Raw genomic sequence first — 14,617 nt, forward strand, 5'->3', positions numbered from 1 at the left:
CCCCTGCTCGCGGACTTGTTTGCGCAGGTACGCCGCGCGTTTGCGCGACGTGTCCTCGAACGGCGTCGGACGCGGCCAGCGCTTGAAGCGCATCACGCCGCCTCCTGCAGGGGCGCCGTCTCGTCCTCCGGCCCATCCTCCTCGATCTGTTCGCCGACACCGGCCGGGGCGAGCTCGGGCGGCAGGCGGCCGAGCAGCCAGTCGGCCGAGCGGCTGGCAAGCCCCGCCGCCTGCACGATGGCGCGGGGATCGGAGCGCAGCACCTCGAGCCAGGACGCGATGTAGTCGGCGTGGCGCACCGTCGGTACGATGCCGAGGCTGGCGCAGACGTAGGCTGCGGAGATCTCGGCGACGAGCTCCTCGCGGGCGTACCCTTCGCTGCCGTAGCGGCCAGTGAAATCGCGGGCGAGCCGGGAGGGATGGCCCGTCGCGTGGCTCATCTCGTGCGCCGCGGTCCTGTGAAAGTTGATCGGCTCGTGGAAGGCCTGCGGCGGCGGCAGCACGATCGCGTCGTCGGATGGGCGGTAGAACGCCATCTGGCCACCCATGTGGATGGTCAGGCCGCTCGCCTCCATCAGGGCACGGAAGCGCGGCTCGATCAGGTCCTCGCGCGGCGGCGGGGGCGGCAGGTAGAGGTCCTCCGGCAGGCCGTCGCACTGCGCGGCGTTGAACACCCAGTACTGCTTCAGGAACGCGATCGAGCGCGCCTCCTCGCCCGCCTGCGAGGCCCGCGCACGCTCCTGCTCGGGTGTGAAGCGATTGGCGTAGACGACCGGCGTGCCCTTCTCGCCGCGGCGGACGCAGCCGCCGAGGGAAAGCGCCTGGCGGAAGGTGAGCCAGCGCTGGGTCGGGTAGCCCATGGCCATGCCGCTTCCCCACAGCAGCATCACGTTGATCCCGGAATACGCCCGGTCGGTCTGGGCATTACGCGGCATCCCGACCGCGGCGGTCCCCGGCAGGTCGCCCCACGGCTGCACCCACGGCACGCGGCCCTGTTCGAGCTGGGCGATGATTGTGTCGGTGATGCGCTGGTAGAGATCGACGCGCGGGGCTGGAGTGGCCTCGGTGCGGCGGGCAGCGGCTTTCCGGGAGGAGGAGGGGCGGCGGGCCATCGGCGGTGCTCTCGCGACGGGCGCCGGAGCCTCTCTCCGGCCTGATCTCCCGTCACGCAGCGCAGCGCCCCCTCTCCCTCTGAAGGGCAGCGCCACGCGGAAGGGTGACCGGGGAAGGCGCGACGCCGGGGGGAATCCGCCTATCCCTGCCTGGGGCTGGAATGATCGAACACGGGCAGGTCGAACGTCGTCGGCTCCAGCTCGGTGTCGAAGAGGATCCAGACGGCGTCCTGCGCGTGCGCGGCGCGCAGCACCGCGACGAGGGAGGCGGGCAGCCCGTCGGGCATGCAGGCGCCGACGATGCCGGTGTGGATCCAGCGGCCGTGGCTGTGCGGATCGACGATCAGCGCGTGCCAGGGATCTTCGGGGTCGTAGGCCGCCCCACCCGGCCGGCCGGGACCGGTCTCGGCGACGTCGCGTAGCTTCGCGTAGGTCTCCGGCTCGAGGTACTGAACCGAGGCCGGGCAGAAAAACAGGCAGATGGTCATGGAAGCGGCCTCGCGACGGTCGCCGGAGACTCTCTCTCCGGACACCGAACCGTCGCGACGCTCGGCCCTGCCTCCGGCTTTCTGGCGCCCCGCCCTGCGGTGCGAGGCGCCCGTGCCCGATCAGGTCAGCTTGATGAGGGCGGCGAGGGCCGCGAAGCCTGCCGCGAAACCGGCCGCGACGATACCGCCAAGACGCACCGTCATCTGGAGCGTATGAAGCTCCATCGCCGTGCGCAGATCTTCCTTGGTGACGAGTTCGTGCATGATGAACTCCCGAGCCGCCTCGGCATGGGCCTCTGCCTGTTCAGCAGGGACACCCGCCGTGCGCAGGGTCTTAGAATATCCGAGTGTGTCAAACGCGTAAGCCATTCCGATGTTCTCCGCCTGATCCTGAACCCGCCCCGCCCGTCGGGGCGGGGCGCCGAGGCTCCGGGGCTCAGTCCCGGCGGCTCTGCTGGCGGACCTGCTGGCGACCCGTGGAGCGGGCCTTGGAGCGGCTCCAGATCGCCTGGAAGGTCTTGCCGTCCTCGTCGGCGCAGAGGTTGGCGAAGAGCGGGGCGGGCAGGCTCGGATCGTCGAGCTTGAGGGAGATGTAGACGCGCTGCTCCTGCGAGCGCTTGGCCCAGCCGGCGCCGATTTCCGCCTTACCGAGGTAGATGCGGTGCGTGGGGGCGTTCTCGCTGTCGCCCGTCGTCTCGACGATCGTGACCCGCTTGGCATTGATCGTCAGGGTGCTGATGTCACCGATGAAGCCGTTCTGGGTCCGGGTGAAGGTGCCGATGGTCGCCATGGTGAAGTCCTCGCTCGCTTCGGAGCCGCGCCCTCGCGGCCTCGATGGCGGTCGTTGAGCCGGAGGCGGCCGGCGCCGCACCAGCGTGCTGGCCGGAGCGCAGCGGAGGACGGCAGGGGGCCGGGTTTGTTGTTCCGCGAGGAGCCGCCCGCAGGGCGGCGGGGAAGAAACCCGAGACCCCGCCGTTGCGGTAGTCCGGCCGAGGCGAAGCCGTCCCCGGTTAGACCAGCCCATCTCGAGAGGCCGCAGGGCAGCGGTTCGTTCGCGGGGGACAAGGACAGCCTGGCGCCCCCATGGCTCTCCGGACCGGCCTGACACGCACTCCGGTCGATGACGCTCCCGGATCCCGGCCGGGATCACGCCGCCTCGATGTCGGTCCGCGCGAAGCCGTCGCCCTTGTAGAGCAGCGGGAGCCGGTAGTAGCGGGCACAGGCATAGGCGAGGCAGTCGCCGAAGTTGAAGGCGGCCGGGTGCCGTCCCTCGCCGTAGCGATCGTAGGCGTCAAGCGCGCCGTCGGAGACGCTGGCGGGCACGCTGACCACCTGGATGCTAGAGATGTTTGATCCCGGAGTTTGATGGTGCAATCTTCACGCCCGAGTGGAGGGACGCGCTATGGGCCAGGTTGTTCACGGCAGCGCCACAACGACGGAGGCGATCCGTCGAACGATCCAGCATAGTCAAACGAGCCTGAGGGCACTCTCGAAGCGCTACGGGATCAACCCGAAGACGGTTGCCAAGTGGAAGAAGCGGACCTCGGTCGCCGACCAGCGTACGGGCCCGAAGGATCCGCATTCCACGGTGCTGTCACCCGAGGACGAGGCGGTGGTGGTCGCCTTTCGTCGTCACATGCTCCTGCCGCTCGACGACTGCCTCTACGCGCTCCAAGCCACGATCCCGCACCTAACCCGCTCGTCTCTGCATCGCTGCCTGCAGCGGCACGGTATCAGCCGATTGCCAGAGGTCGACGGCGACAAGCCCAAGCGCTCCCGCTTCAAGGCCTATCCGCTCGGCTACTTCCACATCGATCTGGCTGAGGTCCACACGGCGGAAGGGCGGCTCTACCTGCTCGTCGCATCGACCGCACGACCAAGTTCGCCTTCGTCGAGCTGCACGAGAAGGCGACCCGGCGGGTTGCGGGTGACTTCCTCCGCCATCTCACCGAGGCGGTGCCCTACAAGGTGCACACGGTGCTCACCGACAATGGCACCCACTTCACGACACCCGGCAACGTTGCCTCGGCCGCCTCCATCATCAAGGAGGCGATTGCAGCCGGCGAGACCTTCCGAGCCCACAGCTTCGAGTCCGCCTGTGCCCGCAACGATATCGACCATCGCCTGACCAAGCCGCGGCACCCCTGGACGAATGGGCAGGTCGAGCGAATGAACCGCACGATCAAGGACGCGACGGTCAAGCGCTACCACTACGACAGCCACGAGCAGCTCCGCGCCCACCTGGCCGACTTCGTCAGCGCCTACAACTTCGCACGCCGCCTGAAGACCCTGCGGGGTCTCACGCCCTACGAGGCCATCTGCAAAGCATGGTCCGCAGAGCCCGGTCGCTTCAGGTCAAACCCGCTCCACCAAATGCCGGGACCAAACAGCTAGCGAGCGCCAGATACGCCCGGAGCGCCTCCCTGGCCTCCAGGATCGGCAGGCCGAGGCTGCGGGCCACGGCCACGACACTCAGCCCGCTGGAGGCGGGCCACGGGGACACACGCGTCTCTAGCGGATAACGAATTGTGACCCTCGACAATGCGGAGAAAAATTACAGGGCTAAGGCGACCGTCCAGGGAAAAACTCGAAGATGAAGGTTGGACGGCGCATCTCCTGTTTTGTACAATCTCGAATTCAGCCTCTACTTATTATTGCCCTCGACGAAATTTCTCAGTGGTTTTGATTGGTGGAAGCCACTCAGGTGAGCGCTCGGTATAAATTTCGACTTTCGGGACAAGTCCATCAATCGAATCAAGAGATCCAACTTTCAATACAATTTTTCCAGGAGCAGATGCAATTTTCGCATAAATCGGAGATCCACACTTACCGCAGAAATGCCTGTAAACAGGACTACCGCTTTCACCAATATCGGTAAATACAGATATCTCACCTTGAGATGAAAAGTCCTTCTCTGAAATAATGGCATTTAGGGAAAACAGCCCGCCACCTATTTTTCTACAGTTTTCGCAATGGCATATTACTAAGCTTCTAGGCTCTTTATTCAGACTATAACTAATCGAACCGCACATACATCCGCCATTCAGAGCTGACATTGATTTATCCTCCGAAATCTCGAGACCTATAAAACCAGGCTATCCTTAGGATAAGCTTCAATGCTGTAGATGTTTTTGCTGTGACGAAAGGATAGCCGCGATAAGGAGCGCGGCAGCAGAGACCATCAAGCCTCGCTCAAGCCCACCCGAACCATCAGCTATCCACCCTACAACTGACGGACCCAAAATCTGTCCTAGAGCAAAAGCTGTAGTGAAGGCGCTGATGCCTGCGGACCAAGAGTCTTGAGGGAGATTATGGCGCACTATCAACGTCGTAGATGCTACCACCGATAAAAATACGCCGCCAAACACAATACCGGAAGCAAATAACAAAGAAGTAGATGTCGTAACGGCCGGTAAAACGCAGGCCAAACTCAGTATGAAATTAAGTATCGCAAGCGATTGCCCGCCCTTGAAATGATCCAGCATCTTTGCCCAAACGCGAGATGAGGCAACAACAGAAAGACCCAACAAAGCATAAAACGCTGTAATATACCCGAGCGATATACCTTGGTCTTTAAGAAGAGCTATGACAAATGTCATATATCCGATGTATCCAACCCCGAACATGAGATAACCGATGAGGCTGTATACGAAATCGTTGATTGCGAAATTACGCCCGTTACTTTGATTTTGCGGAGCCTCGCCGATAGTTTTGGCCGGGCCAGCTAACAGACATGTAGCAAGTAGACACAAAACACCCAATGCTATCCAAGACCATTGCCAAGTATGCACGGCACCGGCAAGTTGGGCACTGGACTGTGCCACCGGAACTAGCAACGCAGAAAGCGTAATACCAACTCCAGTGCCGCCGTAATATATCCCTATCAGCAATCCGGCCCGGCCACTGTGCATAGCACCAAGTCTTGCGGACAAAACTCCACCCGATATAAATATAAATGAACTCGCAACTCCAGCACAAATACGCATCATTAGAAGGATAGTGGTTTCCGTTACTAATCCAGGTAGAAAAGTAAATACAGATGAAACAAAAGAAGAAATAATCAGGAGATTCCAAACGCCGAACTTACGTATGAGTTTGGTGGTCATTATTGCGCCAATAAAGTATCCCAAAGCATTTCCGGTATTCATCAAGCCGGCAACGAAATATGACCAATTGAGGTCAGCCCGCATAGGAGGAATGAGGAGACCGTAAGAAAATCGCGTCAGACCTAAAGCTATAGCAGCAGCAAGTGATAACGCCACCGCTACAAACACAGGTCTTGAGGAGGGGAGATCTCTCATAAAATCTGATTGGGGTACATATTTGAAATGGAGCGGCTTTGTCATGACGGCTTTCCTTATGCACTAAAGAAATTCTAAGTATATGCATATGCAAGTTTTCATCTATGACTAGTTACGCGATCAGATTGTCTTCTTCAGCAACTGACTGAGTTTTATTTTGTCTTCTAGTTCGACTAAACCAAGGAGAGGCAAACATATGGCGCACACATCGATCAGCGTCTTGAGTAAATCGTGATTTAATCAATGGCCTTGGAAGAGCATGAGTATAAAAATGGGGGCCCTCTACAAGAAAGCCTATTGCCCACAAATTGTCGTATGGTACACCATCATGATTGATGACATTCATGTCTTCATTTATGTCAATGCCGCTAGGATGATAATAATCATTCAAATGCGGGCGTATAATTCCTCTTCGAAAAAGATTGTTAGTTAATTTGGAACTGTCTGTTGTAGGAGAATACAAATCTAACCTTGCAGATACCAGAACATCAGAGTAAAATTTTGTTCCTTGAGAGTCGAACGTGTTGCAAATAACAAACTTACCGCTTTTTTCCTCAAGAAAGATCTTGTTCCCAGGTCCGCCTGCAATTTCAAGAAGACCAGCGTCATTAAGCGCAATCAATTCTTCATTGAGAACTCGGGGCGGCCCAAATGAAATCCTGTTTGTTGAATTCACAAATTGTTCCACATAGGTTTTATGCGTTTCTGGAGTCAAGCCACAGAATTCGATAGCATATCTAAGGGCCTCGCGAGTGTCGCGAAGCACATCACATGCTGCCTTTATCGGGCTTGATAAATTTCCTTTTTCAGCTTCAGCCAAATCCGATTTGACCGCGTTCCAGAAAAATGACCTGAACTCTTCAAAAGATACAAAATTTCTTAACGTCAATGGATCTAATAGATTTTCAATTTCATAATTTTCTATTTCATTTATTTCAAACGTCGAAATATCAAATTCACGACCTAACTGCGCTAATCGGAATGCGTAGGCCATTTCCTTTTTTATCAGTGGTAGTACCTCGGTAGTGAAATTTAGTTTCAAGCTACCAGTTCGCCTAACGGCCTGACGTTGCAAAGTTTTAATTGCATCAACGGTAAAAAACTCCGCCTGATGCCGACCATTAATGCCTTTTTGATTGATACCACGAGCTGCAAACGGAAGACATGTTCTTGAAAATATCAAAATCTTTTTCGGTTCTTTGCCCGAAGGCTGATACTTCATTTGACCGTTTTCACGATAAAAAAGACCACCTCGCCCCTTTGTTAATTGTGATACGATATCATACGATGTTAAGCCGAGTCCTTGTATGGCAATTATAGCAGACGGCGAGATCTTATCGAGATTGGTAACCGGATATGGGTTTCTAATGTATTTGAGATCTTCATTTATATGAATGAATTTATTTGCAAATATTTCAAAAATTTTATCTTGATTTGATCTTTTACGAACCGCGTGACCGGTCGTCATAAATACAAAATCTCCTTCTATCTCATAGCCACTCTCAAGCTTCACTGAAAATCTGTTCTCGGCGATTAATTGCATATCAACGGCACGGCTTTTATAGTGTTGAATATTTACATAATCTGGCAGTAAATTCACAATCCTGTGGTAAGCCCATGATAAATATTCACCTAGCATCGATCGCGGGAGGTAGTCGTTATCGTCAATATCGCAGCCATCAATAGCATTTCTGATCTGAAAAGTATCATTGTATTTTCGATAACCGGCAAGCTTAGCCCATTGAGTAAAGGAAACCCCGTCCCGTCCTCCAGCAACACTATATGGAGCAAAAATACTCACCTGAGATGCAACCGTATTTGTCAATAAATGTGAAGGTTGCATTGAAAAATGCACTCCTTGCCCACACTCCCCCGGCTCCACAATGCAAATTGTGAAAGGTTTTTTATTTCTAGCCGTGCAAAGATTTTCTACTATTCTCTCGAGCACACTCAACCCGCGAGGTCCCATACCAATGATTACAACGCATACAGGATCCATTGTCATTCTCCTTGTTTCTGAAGATTAGAAAAGAACTACCGATCTTCGGGGAACTAGACAAAGCCATGTATCTCGATGACACACGTGTTTCTAAGTTCATCAGCGGCTTCTCGGACGCAGTCGACGAATGGCGCCCCGCATCTTCTCCTGGCTGAAGTCTTCAAACGGCCTGCGGCGACACCGAAGCGCTCAGAGCCTGTTGGAGCACCTCTGCCGGCCGTCCCATCTGTCTCGTGAGTCAACACGAATTCCGCCTGGCGGGGCGGAGTGGAGAGCCGGTGTGGACGGACCGACATCGGACGCGTCGTGAGACGCGTCTGAAGGACACGGCGCTGCAAGCGGGCTTGGACGAGGTGGCCCGTTTTCTGAAACGAGCCGATCCACCGGGCCGTCCGGAAGCGACAGCGGCGCGTCAGGTGCTGGCGGGGATCGCTTGGCACCTGCTGACGGGCAGTGGATGGCGGGCGTTGCCGGCCGGCTTTCTGCCCTGGCGCACGGTCTATGGCTGGTTCCGGCGCTGGAACGAGAAGGGGCTGTTCGAAAACCTGATGCGGGCTCTGGCGCGCCGTCAGCGGCGGCGTTGCGGACGTCGGCCCGATCCACGGCTGGCGATCATCGACACGCAAAGCGTCAAGTGCACCGGGGTCCGCGGGCCGCGCGGCTACGATGGTGCTAAGAAGCTGGTCGGGCGCAAACGCGTAGCTCTGGTGGATGCCCAAGGGCCCGTCCTGGCGCTGGCCGTCGTGCCGGCCAACGTGCAGGATCGCGACACGCTGTCGGCGCTGGATGCGGGCAAGCAGACGTGGCCCAGCTTGTGTTTGGGTCTCCTCGACGGTGCTTTCACGGCCGAGCGCTGCCAAGAATGGTGCAACCTGCACGGCATGCGGCACCGTGTGGTCGAGAAGCAGCCTGACCAGAAGGGCTTCGCCGTGCTGGAGCGGCGCTGGGTCGTTGAGCGGACCTTCGGCTGGCTCAGCCACTGGGTTGGCCTGCACCGTGAGCGCGCTGGTCGCCTCGACGTTGCAACAGGACGCCTCGCCTGCGTCGCCAGCCTCATGGCCGCTAACGCCCTCAACCATCCCGCCTGAAATCCAGACCTTAAACAGGCTCTCAATGTGAGCTTCTGTAGCTGTCACTGTTCCTCCAGTGCCAAGATCGGGTGGGAACATCACTCCAAGTCATCATCGGCTGCAGCCATGGTGTACGAGCGGACGGCTGGCATTTGTCAGCGGTGTTGCTCTGAGAGCGCCACGCGCTCCAGCAGGAGTAGAGCGCAGGCTAGCAAACCTGTCTGGTGCATCTACGATCCCGGGTGACGTACGAGCTGCTGGCGCGAGAGGCCTGGCTAAGCTGCATCCGACATGGTCTTCCGCTTCTCCTACGGCCTGACTGAATGACTCACAGCCAAGCTCCAACCCAAACGCCAAGCCTTGAAGCGGGATCTCACCACAATCTTGATTGGCCAGAGCATCCCGGATCTGCTCGAAGTGACTCGAATATCCGCTGGCCCTGCTTTCATCACTGACAACGCCAGCCGATCAATCAATTAATAGGTGTTGGCATACACCTTACGTAAGTTATCATTCCCCGGGCTAAATCGTTTTCTAGGACCATGAAGGCCATGCGTGCAACATGACTATATTTTTGTGGCCCTTATATTTCGGGAAAATCTCTAATACATTTGGATCATGCCCTGGAATTACATGATATTCACCGTCTGCGAACTTATTAATGGTCGCATACGCATCTAGCATATCGTCTAAATCGACCACCATTGGAACCGGCTGCTTATCAATTATATTAGTCCAATAATGCGCAGCATCACTTGCCAACACTATGTAACCGCGTTCCGTGTTGACTCTGACGATTTGAAGCCCCTTTGTATGACCTCCCACTCTATGAACAGAAATTCCAGGGAATAAATTAGTTCTATCCTGGTGAAAAACCAATCTGCCTTCATAATTGATACGGATTGCATTTACGACATCATTCACGTCGAATGGTTTTCGTAAAAGATCGTGGCACATACAGCGGCCAGTGCAATATGAGATTTCAGCTTCCTGAACATGGACGCGAGCATTAGGAAACGACATAAGGTTTCCACTATGGTCATAATGCATATGAGTTATTATAACATCTTTGATCTCCAGAGGGTCAATATCAATATGTTTAAGCATATCTACTGGATTTTCCAAAAAAGTTCTTTTGCGTCTCTCGGCTGAGCTGGCATCAAAACCTGTATCAACAATTATAGTCCTCTCGTCGTTCCTTATAACCCACATGTAAAAATCAAGCGGCATACCGCAATTATCGTGTAGATCGGTCGATATAAAATTTTCGCTTTTTTTTCTGTCAGCGTGAGTTGCGTAACGAAGTGCAAAAACTTCATATTTTTGCGTAGTCATGACTCATTCCTCATTTATAGGTTATGAGATATTGTTTTATTCACTCATGTAAGCAATAACGTTTTTTCATCGATGCCGTTTTCGATTATATTGCTTTGAAACAATTTGTCTGATGCTTGCATGTCTTCTTCAAAGAAGAATTTATTTGCGCCGAATGCAGGAACGAGCTCGTCAAACCAGACAGCTTTGCTATCATACTTCGCATAAAATGGTTTTCTCACCCAATCCGAGTTTCGCGCTTGAATAAATTGAAGCGCAAAAACCTCTTCACCAGCAAGCGTCACAATTCCATCGATGAGGACTTTACCATAATGGGTACTCATCGACGGGCCTCGCACAGTTCTGGCTAAGCCCGATACCTGTTTGTATGCACCGTGAAAAATAGAATAAGCCCTTGATAAAGGGAGGGAAAAATACTCACTTGGACCAGTATCTCTTTCTACAAACATGTAATATGGGACGGCCCCAAGATTTACAGATGTATTCCACAACTCGATCCAGTCGGTTGGATTTTCATTTATATGCCGTATCAATGGAGCTTGTACTCGTACAGTAGCACCCGTCATTACAATCCGTTTGATGGCCTTCTGCGCAACTGGCGTTCGTAACTCTGCAGGATGATTGTAGTGAGCCATCAGCGCAAGATTTTTGCCCGATGCAACAATATGCTCAAAGAGGCGCATTAGATCATCAGCATCCTTATCAGTTACGTACCGCTGAGGCCAATATGATACCGACTTTGTTCCAATTCTAATATTTTGTATATGTGAAAGTGTTGGATCTAATAGTGGTTCAAGGTATTCTTTCAGAGACCTTGTATTCATTACCATCGGATCGCCGCCAGTAATAAGTACGTCCGTAACTTCTTTATGGATGCGGAGATAATCAATCAAATCCGATACATCTTTTGCATCAAACTTCATCTCTCCGAAGCCAACAAATTGCGGCCATCTGAAACAAAATGTACAATATGCATGACATGATTGACCTGGCTTTGGGAAAAACAATACAGTTTCCCTGTATTTATGTTGAAGCCCCGTCAGCTCTCGCCCAGCTAATTTAGGGACATTATGTGTAGTTTGCCCTGCCGGATGTGGATTCATTTTATTCCATATCCGCCTTACTTCTTCCGTGATTTTTTGCTGGTCTTTCCGAACCAAGACAAGATCGCGTAAGTTATTATATTCCTCGCGCCCGAGCATCTCTTGATGCGGAAAAGTAAGGCGAAATATCGGATCGTCCGGAATATTGTTCCAGTCAATAAGCTCGTCTAATACATATTTATTTACTCGAAACGGCAGTACATGAGAAATAACAGAGACTGCGTCCTGTTGATCATTAGTTAACTTCTGCCAATGCGGCGTTTCGTGAATTGTTACCCGAGTATAAGGTTTGAATTTCGTCAGCGTATGCAATTTAATTCCCCTCACTGGCGTTTTGGAGGTAAAGCAAATTCAAATTGCTTGGCAGATTTGTACTTGCAATCCGCCAAGTGAAGTTTGATATTATATGCTAGTCCTAAGGAATGCTGTTGTTAATTATGATGAATATCAACGATCTTCAGCTTGTCCGACTACCGTCGCTACAGGCTTGCTTTGTTCATTAATGAAGACGCATAGGAGTTTCATCGGTACTTCACTGACAACACGAGCAAAGTGAACCTCGCTGTCACTGACCATATATGACATCCCGGGTGTGAAACGCCGATCTGGTTTTCCCTCGGTTACAAGATCGAACTCACCTTCTAGTACGTATGTAATTTCCAGCCCGGGGTGAGTATGTGGATTTGCACTAGCTCCGTTCGGAACTTCAATAATATTGAAGTTGATTGTATACCCTTCAGGGTAGGTTGTTTTCTGCAAAACTGTTCGAGTAATTCCGCCCTGGACGTATTTTGTACCGACACTCGCCGTGAGAGACGCGATAGCTTCCGCATCGAGAGGGTGATTGATTTCCGATTTGAGCATGAATTCTGTCTCCCTTCTTTCTACAAACGCTCTATTATTGAGCTACAGCTTTTTTATTTTATGATTGCGCCTGTCGTTTTATAGCGCAGGCACTTTATATCGACCGTATCTTGAAGCTGACACGACGCGTCGATATGCCAAGCACGCTTCTCGCCCGAACGGCGCCTGCGTGCTATTATTGGCATTAGCGTCAAACTTGACGAGCCTGTCAAGCATGCTTTCTTAGGTATCGGGCGATGGTTGGAGTGCGACAATTCGACGACGAAATAGTAATACGTCAAGCATTAGATCTTTTCTGGCAACAAGGGCCAGCTTCAACTTCTATGCTCAATTTAGCTCAAGCGACTTCGGTTCAACGCGGGTCGCTTTATAACGCGTTCGGAGATAGGGAGACTATATTCATAAAAGCGTTTTCTTTGTATTCCGAAAATCTAATCAAAACCTCTCGTGAAAGCTTGAACGGTTTGAGCGCAAAAGAGAAACTTGAAAATTTTTTCGATCTTATTATAACCAATATGACGTTAGGCATTCCTTCGAGAGGCTGTTTGACTACCAAAACCGCGATCGATGGGAGCCTTGCTAATGATAAAATCCTTCATAAAGTCCGTGAACTCGTTTCATCACTTGAATTTGTGGTCGCCCAATCTTTTACGGGCTTTGAAGATCAATTGCTATTGCCTCCTCCGGAGGCAGCTAGTCTTGTTGTAGTATTCACTCGAGGCCTTGCCGTCATGGAACGCATTCATGGTAGCTCTCAAAAGCTTCGGAGGTCTGCCTCACAGTTCGTTCAATGTATTACTAGGTCTAGCGATTAATTTTTTTGCCCATAAAGCACTTTCTTCCGGCTTGATCGCGATTTTCGATCTTGAAGTAGCTATGCTACGCTTGTCTTTTGCATACAGTTGCCGAGTCTTGCTCTGCAGATCGAGGCTCGTAAACTCGACGTCGGCGGCGCATAGCTTCGGCCGGGGGCGATCTCCCGGCCCGGTGCCCGCGAGGCTCACGCCTCATAGGGGTCGAACTCGGTGACGACGCTGGCGGGATCGCCCTCGAACTCGTCCGCGGTGACGACGCTGTAGCCGGCCTCGGAGCGGAAGACGGTGACCGCGACCATCAGGGACTGCGAGATGCTGTAGGCGTAGCTGGTTGCGAGGTCGAGGTCGGTCGCCATGGGGGTCGGGCTCCTGAGGGAGCGGGGGTGATCCCCGCTCGACAGCGCCCCAGAAGGCCAGGAGAGGCCGCGATCACCGCGGGAGGCGAAGCCGGGAGCGGCCGCCCGCTTGCGGAGCGGACCCCTTAAGGGTTGATCGTAGAAGGCCGCGACGGCCTATCGGGGTTGCTGCGAGAGAGCGGGGTCGTCCAACGCCGATCGGGCGCGACATCGACATGATATCAATATTATCGCGATATGCGGCCGGCTTGAGCTAAGGGGCCGGGATGTCAGCTCCCCACCCCGTCGCCACCGACCCTGCACCGGATATCCGCTCCTGGCGCGACCGCATCGAGCGCATGAACCCGGCGACGTCCCCCTGCCCCGGCCTGCATGGCGAGACGTGGCAGAGGGTCCATGCGACGATGCTCGACTTCCTCGAGCGCTTTGGAGCGGAGGCGGTGGATCTCGGCTGGAGCGAGCTCGACCTGTTCGGGGTCCATCCCTCGGTCGGCACCGTCCGGGTGGACCATTGCGGTGCCCTGGTGCTGGGTGGGCGCACGGCGCAGTGGATCGACCCGACCCGGATCGGCTTCGGCAACCTGACCTACTATCGCGACACACCCGGCCGGCCGCGCGGTATCCCCGTCTGGGCTTACGGGGGCTGAGGCGATAGGCCGGGCGCGAACACCGCGAGCGTGAGGGAACTGCGATGAGCTGTCGGATGTGGGCCGTGCTGGGGCTGGCCGTCGGCTGTGCGAGCACGCTGGCGATCCGGCCGGCGTCGGCCGAACGGTTCGACGGCGACCGCCTGATCGTCCTCGACGGCGATACCGTCGCCCTCCCCTGCGCCGTGCCCGCGCGCGGCTGTGCCGAGAAGGTCCGTTTGAGTGGGATCGACACGCCGGAGGTGTCCCGGCCGCGCTGCGAGGCCGAGCGGATCGCTGGCCTGAAGGCGAAGGAGCGCCTGGCCGGCCTGATCCGCGGACAGGCCGTCGAGTTGGTACGCGCCGGCGTGACCGACCGCTACGGCCGGACGCTCGGGACGTTGCGGGTGTCGGCGGGAGAGGTCGGGGCGATCCTGATGCGGGAGGGCTTGGCCGTAGCCTACCGGCCCGGCCGAAAGGCGTGGGAGGAGCGGGCGGATCACTGGTGCGGGTCGGATCGGCGCTGAGGAGCCGGGCGACCGAGTTTT

At 54.9% G+C, this 14,617-nt stretch carries 16 protein-coding genes and 1 pseudogene; 5 read left to right on the forward strand and 12 right to left on the reverse strand.

Annotated elements, in window-relative coordinates:
- Positions 1–92 precede the first annotated feature (92 nt).
- The 5 genes from OVA30_RS00005 to OVA30_RS00025 all read right to left on the reverse strand — a co-directional run bounded on the left by OVA30_RS00005 (position 93) and on the right by OVA30_RS00025 (position 2,932).
- Positions 93–1,112, reverse strand: a complete 1,020-nt coding sequence (locus OVA30_RS00005) for an ArdC family protein (protein ID WP_268174206.1) — start codon at positions 1,110–1,112, stop codon at positions 93–95.
- A 140-nt stretch (positions 1,113–1,252) separates the two neighbouring features.
- A complete protein-coding gene (locus tag OVA30_RS00010; protein ID WP_268174207.1) occupies positions 1,253–1,600 on the reverse strand; it encodes a DUF5983 family protein in 348 nt (115 codons plus the stop codon).
- Positions 1,601–1,720: 120 nt separating this feature from the next.
- Positions 1,721–1,969, reverse strand: coding sequence for a hypothetical protein (locus tag OVA30_RS00015; RefSeq protein WP_268174208.1), 249 nt, complete (start codon positions 1,967–1,969; stop codon positions 1,721–1,723).
- A gap of 67 nt (positions 1,970–2,036) precedes the next feature.
- On the reverse strand, positions 2,037–2,390 hold the full coding sequence (locus OVA30_RS00020; protein WP_268174209.1) for a DUF736 domain-containing protein: 354 nt from the start codon (positions 2,388–2,390) through the stop codon (positions 2,037–2,039).
- Positions 2,391–2,746: 356 nt separating this feature from the next.
- Positions 2,747–2,932: a type II toxin-antitoxin system VapC family toxin gene (locus OVA30_RS00025; RefSeq protein ID WP_268174210.1), complete on the reverse strand. Its 186-nt coding sequence runs from the start codon at positions 2,930–2,932 to the stop codon at positions 2,747–2,749.
- 70 nt (positions 2,933–3,002) lie between these two features.
- Here OVA30_RS00025 and OVA30_RS00030 point away from each other — a divergent pair.
- Positions 3,003–3,994 (forward strand): annotated as a pseudogene (locus OVA30_RS00030) (IS481 family transposase).
- A gap of 257 nt (positions 3,995–4,251) precedes the next feature.
- On the opposite strand, the gene OVA30_RS00035 reads toward OVA30_RS00030, so the two are convergent.
- The 3 genes from OVA30_RS00035 to OVA30_RS00045 all read right to left on the reverse strand — a co-directional run bounded on the left by OVA30_RS00035 (position 4,252) and on the right by OVA30_RS00045 (position 7,900).
- Positions 4,252–4,656: a GFA family protein gene (locus tag OVA30_RS00035; protein ID WP_268174211.1), complete on the reverse strand. Its 405-nt coding sequence runs from the start codon at positions 4,654–4,656 to the stop codon at positions 4,252–4,254.
- A 57-nt stretch (positions 4,657–4,713) separates the two neighbouring features.
- A complete protein-coding gene (locus OVA30_RS00040; protein ID WP_268174212.1) occupies positions 4,714–5,946 on the reverse strand; it encodes a YbfB/YjiJ family MFS transporter in 1,233 nt (410 codons plus the stop codon).
- Positions 5,947–6,013: 67 nt separating this feature from the next.
- The gene (locus OVA30_RS00045) at positions 6,014–7,900 is read right to left on the reverse strand and encodes an FAD/NAD(P)-binding protein (protein ID WP_268174213.1); all 1,887 of its coding nucleotides are present in this window, start codon (positions 7,898–7,900) and stop codon (positions 6,014–6,016) included.
- A gap of 353 nt (positions 7,901–8,253) precedes the next feature.
- On the opposite strand from OVA30_RS00045, the gene OVA30_RS00050 reads away from it, so the two are divergent.
- Positions 8,254–8,988, forward strand: a complete 735-nt coding sequence (locus tag OVA30_RS00050) for an IS5 family transposase (RefSeq protein WP_268174259.1) — start codon at positions 8,254–8,256, stop codon at positions 8,986–8,988.
- Between the two features lie 516 nt (positions 8,989–9,504).
- Here OVA30_RS00050 and OVA30_RS00055 read toward each other — a convergent pair.
- The 3 genes from OVA30_RS00055 to OVA30_RS00065 form a co-directional block, all read right to left on the reverse strand.
- Positions 9,505–10,305 carry an N-acyl homoserine lactonase family protein gene (locus tag OVA30_RS00055; RefSeq protein ID WP_268174214.1) on the reverse strand — a complete coding sequence of 267 codons (801 nt, stop codon included), beginning with the start codon at positions 10,303–10,305 and terminating at the stop codon, positions 9,505–9,507.
- 44 nt (positions 10,306–10,349) lie between these two features.
- Complete coding sequence (locus OVA30_RS00060) at positions 10,350–11,720, reverse strand: KamA family radical SAM protein (RefSeq protein ID WP_268174215.1); 1,371 nt, start codon at positions 11,718–11,720, stop codon at positions 10,350–10,352.
- Positions 11,721–11,855: 135 nt separating this feature from the next.
- A complete protein-coding gene (locus tag OVA30_RS00065; RefSeq protein ID WP_268174216.1) occupies positions 11,856–12,272 on the reverse strand; it encodes a cupin domain-containing protein in 417 nt (138 codons plus the stop codon).
- A 245-nt stretch (positions 12,273–12,517) separates the two neighbouring features.
- Here OVA30_RS00065 and OVA30_RS00070 point away from each other — a divergent pair, with 245 nt between their 5' ends.
- The gene (locus OVA30_RS00070) at positions 12,518–13,087 is read left to right on the forward strand and encodes a TetR/AcrR family transcriptional regulator (protein ID WP_268174217.1); all 570 of its coding nucleotides are present in this window, start codon (positions 12,518–12,520) and stop codon (positions 13,085–13,087) included.
- Between the two features lie 185 nt (positions 13,088–13,272).
- Here OVA30_RS00070 and OVA30_RS00075 read toward each other — a convergent pair whose 3' ends face one another.
- On the reverse strand, positions 13,273–13,443 hold the full coding sequence (locus OVA30_RS00075; RefSeq protein ID WP_268174218.1) for a hypothetical protein: 171 nt from the start codon (positions 13,441–13,443) through the stop codon (positions 13,273–13,275).
- Positions 13,444–13,709: 266 nt separating this feature from the next.
- Between OVA30_RS00075 and OVA30_RS00080 the strand changes: the two genes are divergently transcribed.
- Together OVA30_RS00080 and OVA30_RS00085 are read left to right on the forward strand one after the other, a co-directional pair.
- A complete protein-coding gene (locus tag OVA30_RS00080; RefSeq protein ID WP_268174219.1) occupies positions 13,710–14,090 on the forward strand; it encodes a hypothetical protein in 381 nt (126 codons plus the stop codon).
- Positions 14,091–14,146: 56 nt separating this feature from the next.
- Positions 14,147–14,596 carry a thermonuclease family protein gene (locus OVA30_RS00085; RefSeq protein ID WP_268174220.1) on the forward strand — a complete coding sequence of 150 codons (450 nt, stop codon included), beginning with the start codon at positions 14,147–14,149 and terminating at the stop codon, positions 14,594–14,596.
- The last annotated feature ends 21 nt before the right edge of the window (positions 14,597–14,617 follow it).

Origin of the sequence: Methylorubrum sp. SL192, assembly GCF_026672325.1 — a bacterium.
GTDB classification, from domain to species: domain Bacteria; phylum Pseudomonadota; class Alphaproteobacteria; order Rhizobiales; family Beijerinckiaceae; genus Methylobacterium; species Methylobacterium extorquens.

Coding starts and splice junctions, on each gene's coding strand:
- OVA30_RS00005 (WP_268174206.1), bottom strand. CDS start 1,112: ATGGCCCGCCGCCCCTCCTCCTCCCGGAAAGCCGCTGCCCGCCGCACC.
- OVA30_RS00010 (WP_268174207.1), bottom strand. CDS start 1,600: ATGACCATCTGCCTGTTTTTCTGCCCGGCCTCGGTTCAGTACCTCGAG.
- OVA30_RS00015 (WP_268174208.1), bottom strand. CDS start 1,969: ATGGCTTACGCGTTTGACACACTCGGATATTCTAAGACCCTGCGCACG.
- OVA30_RS00020 (WP_268174209.1), bottom strand. CDS start 2,390: ATGGCGACCATCGGCACCTTCACCCGGACCCAGAACGGCTTCATCGGT.
- OVA30_RS00035 (WP_268174211.1), bottom strand. CDS start 4,656: ATGTCAGCTCTGAATGGCGGATGTATGTGCGGTTCGATTAGTTATAGT.
- OVA30_RS00040 (WP_268174212.1), bottom strand. CDS start 5,946: ATGACAAAGCCGCTCCATTTCAAATATGTACCCCAATCAGATTTTATG.
- OVA30_RS00045 (WP_268174213.1), bottom strand. CDS start 7,900: ATGGATCCTGTATGCGTTGTAATCATTGGTATGGGACCTCGCGGGTTG.
- OVA30_RS00055 (WP_268174214.1), bottom strand. CDS start 10,305: ATGACTACGCAAAAATATGAAGTTTTTGCACTTCGTTACGCAACTCAC.
- OVA30_RS00065 (WP_268174216.1), bottom strand. CDS start 12,272: ATGCTCAAATCGGAAATCAATCACCCTCTCGATGCGGAAGCTATCGCG.
- OVA30_RS00075 (WP_268174218.1), bottom strand. CDS start 13,443: ATGGCGACCGACCTCGACCTCGCAACCAGCTACGCCTACAGCATCTCG.
- OVA30_RS00080 (WP_268174219.1), top strand. CDS start 13,710: ATGTCAGCTCCCCACCCCGTCGCCACCGACCCTGCACCGGATATCCGC.
- OVA30_RS00085 (WP_268174220.1), top strand. CDS start 14,147: ATGTGGGCCGTGCTGGGGCTGGCCGTCGGCTGTGCGAGCACGCTGGCG.